Genomic DNA, 8,096 nt, shown 5'->3' on the forward strand with positions numbered 1-8,096 from the left:
TGCAGACTGGGATACACAGTGGAGTGGGTATGAATCCTGTCCTGCCCCGACGGTGGGTGGCCGTCGCCGGCGCGCTTCTGTTACCGATAGGCCTGTTCGGCATCCCGTCCGCGGCGGGCGCCGCGGTCAAGCCGGGCGACTTCGGCTCCTCGTTCGAGACCGGCGAGCAGCAGCCCGCGGTCAGCACGGCCGAGGTCGCGGGCGGCAAGCCGGTGCAGGGCAACCTCACCGGCTCGATCCGGAGCCTGCTGCCCGGCAGCGTGCTCGACCAGGTCACCGCGGTGACCGCGAGCGCCGAGAACCCGCCGAACGAGACGGCGGCCAAGCTCACGGACGGCGACACGTCGACCAAGTGGCTGGCGTTCAACCCGACCGGCACGGTCACCTACCGGCTGGCCCAGCCGGTCACCGTCGTGAAGTACTCGCTGACCTCGGCGAACGACGCGCCCGGCCGCGATCCCAAGGACTTCACGCTCCAGGGCTCCGCCGACGGCTCGGCCTGGACCGACCTCGACAAGCGCGCCGGCCAGAGCTTCGGCGGGCGGTACGCGACCAACACGTACACCTTCACCAACACGACGTCGTACGCGTACTACCGGCTCGCCATCACCGCCAACTCCGGTGACTCCCTCGTGCAGCTCGCCGACTGGGACATCAGCGACGGCTCGGACGTGCGGCCCCCGGCCACGCCGATGGTCAGCGAGGTCGGCGCGGGACCGGTGCGCGGCGCCAACATGCTGCCCAAGGCCGGGTTCACCGGTGTCGCGTCGCTGCGGTACGCCGGCGGCGCCGAGGCGGACGGGCGCTCGTACGCGACCAACAAGCTCTTCGACGTGAACATCCCGGTCGGGCCGAAGTCGCGGCTCAGCTACAAGATCTTCCCCGAGCTCACCGGGGAGAACCTCCAGTACCCGTCCACGTACGCGGCCATCGACCTGCACTTCACCGACGGCACCTACCTGAGCCGCCGCTCGCCGGTCGACCAGCACGGCAACGCCCTCACGGCGGCCGGGCAGGGCGCGGCCAAGGCGCTGTTCGCCGACGAGTGGAACGCCGTGCAGTCGGACCTCGGCGCGGTCGCGAACGGCAAGACGATCGACCGGATTCTGCTCGCCTACGACAACCCGGGCGCCACCGCGTCCACCCGGTTCCAGGGCTGGATCGACGACGTCACCGTCACCGGCACGCCGGCGCCGATCAACGGCTCGGTCCTCACCAACTACGTCGACACCCGCCGCGGCACCAACGCGACCGGCGGCTTCTCGCGCGGCAACAACCTGCCGATCTCGGCGCTGCCGAACGGCTTCAACTTCCTGACGCCGGTCACCAACGCCACGTCGGACTCCTGGGAGTACGAGTACCAGCGCGCCAACAACGCCGCGAACCTGCCGATGCTCCAGGGCCTCGCCGTCTCGCACGAGCCCAGCCCCTGGATGGGCGACCGCAACCAGATGTCGATCATGCCGGTGCCGGCCGGGGGCAACCTCACCGGGCAGCCGAGCACCCGGGCGCTCGCCTTCAGCCACAACGACGAGATCGCCCGGCCCGACTTCTACAGCGTCGAGCTGCAGAACGGCCAGACCGCGCGGATGTCGCCCACCGACCACGGCGCGATCATGCAGTTCGCCTTCCCGGCGGGCTCGGCCACCGGCAGCCTCGCCTTCTACAACGGCAATTTCGCCTTCGCCGCGGACGGCACCTTCACCGGCTGGGTCGACAACGGCAGCGGCCTCTCCGCCGGGCGCAGCCGCATGTTCGTCTACGGCGCCTTCGACCGCGCCCCGGCCGGCACGGCGGCCACCTCGGCCACGTTCGATCTGGCGGCGAGCACCGAGGTGACGGTGCGCTTCGCGACCTCGTTCCTCTCGGTCGACCAGGCGCACAAGAACCTCGACCTCGAGGTCGCCGGCAAGAGCTTCGACCAGATCCACGCCGCCGCGACCGCCGCCTGGCAGGACCGGCTGGACCGGATCTCGGTGCGGGGCGCGACCGAGACGCAGCTGGTCACGCTCTACTCCAACCTCTACCGGCTCAACCTCTACCCGAACTCGCAGTCGGAGAACACCGGCACCGCCGCCCGGCCGCGCTGGCAGTACGCGAGCCCGGTGTCGGCCCCGGCCGGCACGTCGACAGCGACCACGACCGGCGCGAAGATCGTCGACGGGCAGATCTACGTCAACAACGGCTTCTGGGACACCTACCGCACGGTGTGGCCGGCGTACACGCTGCTCTACCCGGAGATCGCCGGCAAGATCGCCGACGGTTTCGTGCAGCAGTACCGCGACGGCGGCTGGGTCGCCCGGTGGTCGTCGCCCGGCTACGCCGACCTGATGACCGGCACGAGCGCGAATGTGGCGCTCGCGGAGGCGTACACCAATCATGTGAAGCTCCCCGACCCGCTGGCCGCCTACGACTCCGCGGTGAAGGACGCGACGGTGGCCTCCGGTCGCAGCGCCGTCGGCCGCAAGGGCATCGAGACCTCGCTCTTCCTCGGCTACACGCCGACCACCACGGGCGAGTCGGTGTCCTGGGCCCTTGAGGGCTTCATCAACGACTACGGCATCGGCACCATGGCGTACGGCCTGTCGCGTGACCCGGCCACCCCGAAGGCGCGACGGGCGCAGCTCGCCGAGGAGTCGAAGTACTTCCTCTCCCGGGCCCGCAACTACGTCAACCTGTTCGACCCGAAGTCGAAGCTCTTCCAGGGACGCGACGCCGCGGGCACCTTCGAAGACGGCGACCCGCTCGACTGGGGCGGCGTCTACACCGAGACCAACGGCTGGAACTTCGCCTTCACCGCCCCGCACGACGGCCAGGGCCTGGCCAACCTGTACGGCGGCCGCGCGGCCCTGGAGAACAAGCTCGACGAGTTCTTCGCCACCCCGGAGAAGGCCGACCACCCCGGCGGCTACAACGGCATCATCCACGAGATGCTCGAGGCCCGCGCGGTCCGGATGGGCCAGCTCGGCATGAGCAACCAGCCCTCACACCACATTCCCTACATGTACGACTACGTCGGCGCCCCGGCGAAGACGCAGTCGCTGGTCCGCGAGATCCTGCGGCGGCTCTACGTCGGCAGCGAGATCGGGCAGGGCTACCTCGGCGACGAGGACAACGGCGAGATGTCGTCCTGGTACATCCTGAGCTCGCTGGGCCTCTACCCGCTCCAGGTCGGCTCGTCCGGCTGGGTGATCGGCTCGCCGCAGTTCAGCCAGATGACGGTGCACCGCCCGGGCGGCGACCTCACCGTCAAGGCCAGGAACAACAGCACCAAGAACGTGTACGTGCAGAGCGTCAAGGTCGACGGCCACAAGCAGACCAGCACCACCATCGACTCGTCGGTCTTCCGCAAGGGCAGCACCATCGAGTTCACGATGGGCCCGAACCCGTCGTCGTGGGGCTCCGCGGCCAAGGACGCGCCGCCGTCGCTGACCAAGGGCACCGAGGTGCCGAAGCCGTTGCAGGACACCACCGGCCCCGGCCTCGGCACCACCAACGCGGCGCAGCTGTTCGACGACTCGTCGGCCACGCAGCTGACCTTCGACACGGCCACCCCGACGGTCACCTGGGCCTACCGGGGCGGCAGGCAGACGCCGACCTACTACACCCTCACCTCGGCCGCGGTTGCGGGCGACCCGGCGGACTGGAAGCTGCAAGGGTCGAAGGACGGGATCACCTGGACCACTGTCGACTCCCGCAAGGGCGAGGTCTTCACGTGGCGCAACCAGACCCGGCCGTTCGAGATCGACAAGCCGGGCCGCTTCGCCCACTTCCGCCTCGTCGTCACCAGGACCACCGGCGCCGCCGCTCCTTCTCTCGCCGAGATCGAGCTGCTCGCCGGCGGCGACGTCGAGCTCGGCGGGGGAGCGGTCACCGTGGACGCCGCCGCGACGGTGCCCGCGACGTCCGGCACCACGGTGTCGGCCCCGCTGGCCACGGTCACGGGCGGCACGGCGAGCGGATACCGGGCGACGATCGACTGGGGTGACGGCACGCCGGCCACCACCGGCACGACGGCGCTCAGCTCGCGGGCCGTCTACAGCGTCAGCGGCTCGCACACGTACGACAAGCCCGGCTACTACCAGGCCGCGGTCACGGTGACCGACGGCAGCAGCCAGAGCTCGGCCACGGTCGGCGTCGACGTGGCGTACGCGCCGGCGGGTGGTCTCGTCCGTTCCTTCGACACCGTCTGCATCGGTGACGACGGGGCGCGGGCGGCCAACTGCGACGCGAAGAACTGGGCCTACTCCCGGCAGGCCCTCGCGGCGGCGGGCGTCTCCGCCGGGCAGCCGCTCACGGTTCCGGGCACCGCGCTGCGGTTCACGCTGCCGTCGACGCCGGCCGGCCAGCCCGACAACGCGACGGGCAACGGCAAGACGATCACGCTGAACCTGCCCGCCGACGCCAAGAGCATCTCGTTCATCGGCGCCGGCACCCAGGGCAACCAGAGCACGACGGGCGTCTTCCGGTTCAGCGACGGCACCACGGCGAACGTCCCGATCCAGATGAGCGACTGGACCCTCGGGGGCAACCCCAACGGCACCCCGTCGTACGGGAACATCGTCGTCGCCAAGTCGGGGTACCGGCTGCTGGGCACGAGCCGGGACAACGCGCAGCCGTTCCTGTTCGCCACCGCCCCGTACCAGATCCCCGCGGGCAAGACGCTGGTCTCGGTGACCCTGCCGGCCCAGACCGGTGACCCCGGCTCGGCCGGCCGGATCCACGTGTTCGCGGTGGCCGACGACGGCACGGCGCCCGCCGCGCTCGAGCTGACGGCACCGGCCGACCAGAAGACGACCGCCGGCACCGCGCTCACCGCCCCGCTCGGCACGACGACCGGCACGAACGCGCGGGTCCAGTGGGGCGACGGCACGGCTCCGGCGGACGCCACGATCACCTCCGGCGCGATCAGCGGGACCCACACCTACGCCCAGGCGGGCACCTACACGGTGCACGTGACGGCGTGGGACACGCTGTCGAGCAAGACGGTCACGTTCACCGTGACGGTGGCGTCCTCGGCGAAGGCGACGGCAACGACGCTCGAGCCGGCCGCCCCCGCCGCCCGGCCCGCCTACGACCCGCAGGTCTCCCTGTCGGTCGCGTCGGGTCCGCGCGGCACGGCGATCACCGTCGACGGCTCGGGCTTCGCCCCGAACGAGACGGTGACCGGCACCTTCGGTGACGGCCTGACCAGGACGACGTTGCGGGCGAACGCCGACGGCATCGTCACCGGCGAGACCGTCAGCGTCCCCGGCACCGCGACCCCGGGCCCGGCCGGCGTCACCCTGTCCGGCGCCGCCTCGGCGGCCAAGGCGGAGGCGCCCTTCACGGTCACCCGCTGAGAGATCCCGCTGGCGAGCCGGCCCTGCCCCCGGGCCGGCTCGCCGGCGGTCCCCGGCGCCCGCGGCGTGGGATCAGCTCGTCCAGCGGAGGAAGCGCTCGAACAGCTCGCTGACCGGCCCGCGCGGCATGTCGAGGGCGGCCGCCTCCAGCCTGGCCCACATCTGGGTGCGCAGCATGATCGGGGACAGTGCCGTGGCCAGCCGCTCCCGCGCCGGGCCGCACGGCCACGGCTCGCCGCAGGTCCGGCAGCGCCAGCTCGGCCGCTCCTCGACGTGCTCACCGTTCACCGCGCGGCCCGCGCCGGCGGTCGCGCGCACCGACAGCTCTCCTACGTTCGCTCCCACCATTTCGCCCTCCCCGGGCACGAGGAGCAGCACCCTCACCCCCATCAGACCATCGAGGGTCGTGAACACCGAAGAAGTGTCCACGATGAACATCGAGTAATGTGAACACATGGGTGAGCCGGCGTACCGAGACATCGCCAACGCCATCCGCGCCGACATCGAGGCGCGCCGGCTGGTCGAGGGCGACCGGCTGCCGACCGTGCGCGAGCTGGCCCAGCGCTACGGCGTGCCCACCGGCACCGTCTCCAAGGCCGTGGACGTCCTGCGCGCCGACGGGGTGCTCGTCGCCAGGCACGGCCGTGGCCTCTACGTCCGAGCCTTCAAGCGGCTGCTCCGCTCGTCGCCCGGGCGGCTTTCGCGGACCTGGTGGGCCGGGGGCAAGGCCATCCAGGACCACGACACCGCCGACCGGCTGCGCAGCGTCGACGTGACGGTCCAGGAGGCTCCCGCGTCCGAGGGCATCGCCGAGGCGCTTTCCGTGCCCGCGGGCGCGGCCGTGCTCACCCGGGCGCGCCGCTTCGTCGTCGACGACCGCATCGTCATGACCGCGACCAGCCACCTGCCGCTGGACGTGGTGGCCGCGGTGCCGGCGGTCGCCTACACCGGCCCCGGGCCGGGCGGCATCTACGCCCGCATGGCCGAGGCCGGTCTCGGACCGGAGACGTTCCGGGAGGCGCTGGTCTGCCGGATGCCGACCTCCGCCGAGGCCGAGGCGCTGGCGCTGCCCCCGGGGGACGCCGGTCATCCAGATCACCCGGTTCGCCTACACCGGCACCGGGCGCTGCGTCGAGGTCAACGAGATGGTGCTGGACTCCAGCGCCTACGAACTGGAGTACGTCTTCGGTGCCTGATCATCGAGGCCGGCCGGGTCGCGCACCTGGACGATGCGCTGCTCTTCGAGCTCCATGGTGGCCTCCGGACCGCACGCTATCCGCGCCGGCCGCGCCGGGAACAGGCGGACCGCGTGCTGGATCTCGGACAGGGCTGTCAGCGCTGCTTGTGCAGCCGGATGGTGGTGCCGGACGGGCTCGTGTGGATGCGGACCAGGTCGCACAGGTTGTTGGTGAGGACCAGCCCGAAACCGCGGTAGCGGATGTCCGGCGGCACGATGCGGCCGGCGAGCGGGTCCGTCAGGTGGCCGTTGTCGTGCAGCTGGCAGACGACCAGGCCGGGTTCGGTCCAGTACGAGACCGTGCCGCGCCCGCCGGCGTGCCGGACCGTGTTCGCGGCCACCTCGCTCACGGCCAGCACCAGCTCCTCCGCCCGGTCCTCGGGCAGGTGCGCGGTGGCGTGCCGCCGGACGAAGCAGCGGACGGCGGCCGGTGTCTCGCCGTACACCAGCGTCGCCGCGTGCGCCGGGGGTACCGGCAGCGGCTGGTTGAAGGCGGCGGCCGTCACCACCGGATCGGCGTACCGGTCGCTGTCGCGCGAGACGCCGTTCTCGATCATCGTGGGATGGGTGGCCCACGCGTCCGCGACCACGGACGGATCGAGCCGGCGCACGTCGTACGGGCACAGGATGGTGGCGTCCCGGCCGTCGAACGCCTCGTTGATCAGCGCCTCGTGCGCGGCGCAGGCCGGGTACTCCATCGCCGACCGGCCCCGCCAGATCGGCTCGCCGACGATCGAGACCCGGCGGCCGGGATGGTCGGCGGCGAACCGGAGCAGGACACCCGGGATGATCCAGCCCGGGTTCCGGCCGGCCACCGCCATGTCGGCGAAGGCGACACGGTCACCGAGGTCCGCCAGCGCGCCGCGCAGGAGCTCCAGGTTCGTCCCGGGGACGGCGATCAGGACCGGATCGCCGTTCGCCACGGCGGCCCGGGCGAATCCGCTGACGGCCGCCACGTACTCCTCGCTGCGCGCATACAGCAGAGCCGGATGGTGGAAGCCGATGACGGTTCGCATCCGACAACTCGACCTGGGGGGACGGCGGCGGCAGCGCACGCTCTGTGCGACTGCCGGAAAATCGTGCTTTGCCTCAATGCACCGACAGCAGGGCCGACAAGCGTTCGGCGGCCAGAGGCGTACCGGCGTGCATCTCGGCGCGCAGCGCGTCGAGGTCGCCGACGCGGGTCAGCCCGTCGACGAGGTGGCGAGCCGCGCCGGGCCGCCCGGCGTCGGAGCGCTCCCGCAACTCGGCCCAGTGGCCGCGGCCCGCCAGCAGGGCGTTGAGCCGGTCGTCGGCGTCGGCGAGGCCGTCGCGGATCACGGCGGTGACCAGCGTGCGATGGCACGCCCCGTGGACGGCGTGACGCAGCCGCTCGGCGGGCGGGAGCCGGGCGTGCAAGCTGCTGGCGATGTCCGGGCGGCCCCGCCGCGCGGCGCTGTCGGCCAGCTCGAGCGTGTCCTCCGGATGATGGTCGACCAGCGCCCGCCACACCCCGTCCGGCAGCGGCTCCCCCCCCC

At 72.0% G+C, this 8,096-nt stretch carries 5 protein-coding genes; 2 read left to right on the top strand and 3 right to left on the bottom strand.

The features are described from left to right. Positions 1-29 precede the first annotated feature (29 nt). Entirely contained in the window at positions 30-5,342 is a 5,313-nt protein-coding gene (locus Ade02nite_RS05660) for a GH92 family glycosyl hydrolase (protein ID WP_203760440.1), read from the top strand. Between the two features lie 72 nt (positions 5,343-5,414). Here Ade02nite_RS05660 and Ade02nite_RS49070 read toward each other — a convergent pair whose 3' ends face one another. Further along, positions 5,415-5,780 carry a hypothetical protein gene (locus Ade02nite_RS49070; RefSeq protein WP_239168556.1) on the bottom strand — a complete coding sequence of 122 codons (366 nt, stop codon included), beginning with the start codon at positions 5,778-5,780 and terminating at the stop codon, positions 5,415-5,417. Between the two features lie 16 nt (positions 5,781-5,796). On the opposite strand from Ade02nite_RS49070, the gene Ade02nite_RS05670 reads away from it, so the two are divergent. Continuing rightward, a complete protein-coding gene (locus tag Ade02nite_RS05670; protein WP_203760441.1) occupies positions 5,797-6,777 on the top strand; it encodes a GntR family transcriptional regulator in 981 nt (326 codons plus the stop codon). On the opposite strand, the gene Ade02nite_RS05675 is transcribed toward Ade02nite_RS05670, so the two are convergent. Next, on the bottom strand, positions 6,675-7,595 hold the full coding sequence (locus Ade02nite_RS05675; protein WP_203760442.1) for a sensor histidine kinase: 921 nt from the start codon (positions 7,593-7,595) through the stop codon (positions 6,675-6,677). The genes Ade02nite_RS05670 and Ade02nite_RS05675 overlap by 103 nt on opposite strands. 73 nt (positions 7,596-7,668) lie before the next feature. Next, positions 7,669-8,096 (bottom strand): hypothetical protein (locus Ade02nite_RS05680; RefSeq protein WP_203760443.1); only part of this gene is annotated, 428 nt, incomplete at its 5' end.

This window comes from Paractinoplanes deccanensis (assembly GCF_016862115.1).
Classification (GTDB): Bacteria; Actinomycetota; Actinomycetes; order Mycobacteriales; family Micromonosporaceae; genus Actinoplanes; species Actinoplanes deccanensis.